Consider the following 1955-nt stretch of genomic DNA (forward strand, 5'->3'; position numbering starts at 1 on the left):
GGCTCAGGCCTTTGTGATGACCCCGAACAGGTCATGCGCGTCGGCGTCTTCCACCAGCACTTCGGCGAAGTCTCCGGCCTTCAGGCCCTCGGGCACGTTGCGCAAGTAGACGGCACCGTCGATTTCGGGGGCGTCGGCCTGGCTGCGGGCGGTGGCACCCACATCGCCGTCTTGGTCGGGTTCGCCCACTTCGTCGATGATGACGCGGACGGTGCGGCCGACTTTGGCGGCGAGTTTGGCGGCGCTGATGGCTTCGGTTTTCGCCATGATCCGGGCGTAGCGTTCTTCCTTGATCGCTTCGGGCACCGGATCGGGCAGGTCGTTGGCCGCCGCGCCCGCAACGGGTTCGAAGCGGAACGCGCCGACGCGGTCGAGCTGGGCTTCATCGAGCCAGTCGAGGAGGTACTGGAAATCGGCCTCGGTCTCACCGGGGAAGCCGACGACGAAGCTGGAGCGCACCGCGATGTCCGGGCACACTTCGCGCCATGCTTTCAGGCGTTCGAGCACTTTGGCCTCGTTGGCGGGGCGCTTCATGCGCTTGAGGACGCTGGGGCTGGCGTGCTGGAACGGGATATCGAGGTAGGGCGTGAGCAGCCCTTCGGCCATCAGCGGGATGACGGCATCGACGTGGGGGTAGGGGTAGACGTAGTGCAGCCGCACCCACGGCGTCTCTCCATCGGGCGTGCGCAGCTGGCCGAGTTCGCGGGCGAGGTCGGTCATGTGAGTGCGGACCTCGCGGCCTTTCCACTGCCGCGTTTCGTGGCGCACATCCACGCCGTAGGCCGAGGTGTCCTGGCTGATGACGAGGAGTTCGCGCGTGCCCGCCGCGACCAGCTTTTCGGCCTCGCGCAGCACCGCATCGATGCGGCGGCTGGCGAGTTTGCCGCGCAGATCGGGGATGATGCAGAACGAACAGGCGTGGTTGCAGCCTTCGGAAATCTTGAGGTAGCTGTAGTGCCGCGGGGTGAGCTTCACGTCGCCCGGATCGGCCTGCGGGATGAGGTCCACATAGGGGCTGATCGAGGGCGGCGCGGCTTCGTGGACGGCTTCGACCACGGCTTCATATTGATGCGCGCCCGTCACGGCGAGGACGCTGGGGAACTTCGCGCGGATCGCGTCCGCTTCATTGCCCATGCACCCGGTCACGATCACGCGGCCGTTTTCGGCGATGGCTTCACCGATGGCGGCGAGGCTTTCTTCCTTGGCGGAATCGAGAAAGCCGCACGTGTTGACGAGGACGACGTCTGCGCCCGCATAGTCCGCGCTCATGGCATAGCCATCGGCGCGCAGGCGGGTGAGGATGCGTTCGCTATCGACCAGCGCCTTGGGGCAGCCAAGGCTGACCATGCCGACTTTGGGAGCGTCCGGAAGGATGATGGGTGTCGTTGCCATGGGCGGGGCGCTTACGCGATAATTGCCCGCGCGTCACGGCACCTTGTGGCGGTTTGCCTTGAGGGCAACGGGGGCCTAGTTCCGCAGGGTTGCGGCTAGGGAGTGTGTGATGGGTCCGGTGAACTGGTTGGCGGTGGTGGCGGCGGCCCTGGCGGCGCTGGCGTTTGGAGCGGGCGTGCAGGGCGCGGCGGCGCGCACGGCCCGTCAGCTGGTGTTGGCAGGCGCGCTCCTGCTGCTCACATCGGCGATGATGGGGCACATGTTCGCCCGCGTCGGTGCGGCGACTCTGGCGGTGAAGCCGTGGCTCTATTTCATGATGTCGGGCGGGCTGGCGCTGGCGTTCGTGGCGCCCGCGCTGGCGATGGGCGAGGCGCGCGGCGGAGCTTCGGCGGTGAAGGTGCTGCGCGGGGCGGCGTTCTGGATCGTGAGCTATCTGGTGATGGGCACGGTGTTCTGGCTGTTCAAAGCCTGATCGGCAGATAGAGCGCCGGATTGCGCGGGGCAGTGCCCTTGCGCAGTTCAAAATGCAGGCCGGGGCGCTTGGCCTCACCGCTCTTGCCGAT

The 1955-nt window shown here is 67.0% G+C and carries 2 protein-coding genes; one reads left to right on the top strand and one right to left on the bottom strand.

Translation table 11 applies throughout. From position 1 onward, the window contains the following. Window positions 1–3: 3 nt before the first annotated feature. Entirely contained in the window at window positions 4–1392 is a 1389-nt protein-coding gene (gene rimO / locus CFE35_RS22465) for a 30S ribosomal protein S12 methylthiotransferase RimO (RefSeq protein ID WP_292934098.1), read from the bottom strand. Between the two features lie 109 nt (window positions 1393–1501). Between rimO and CFE35_RS22470 the strand changes: the two genes are divergently transcribed. Further along, on the top strand, window positions 1502–1864 hold the full coding sequence (locus tag CFE35_RS22470; protein ID WP_292934100.1) for a DUF1761 domain-containing protein: 363 nt from the start codon (window positions 1502–1504) through the stop codon (window positions 1862–1864). The last annotated feature ends 91 nt before the right edge of the window (window positions 1865–1955 follow it).

This window comes from Novosphingobium sp. PASSN1, assembly GCF_002278815.1.

Coding starts and splice junctions, on each gene's coding strand:
- rimO (WP_292934098.1), bottom strand. CDS start 1,392: ATGGCAACGACACCCATCATCCTTCCGGACGCTCCCAAAGTCGGCATG.
- CFE35_RS22470 (WP_292934100.1), top strand. CDS start 1,502: ATGGGTCCGGTGAACTGGTTGGCGGTGGTGGCGGCGGCCCTGGCGGCG.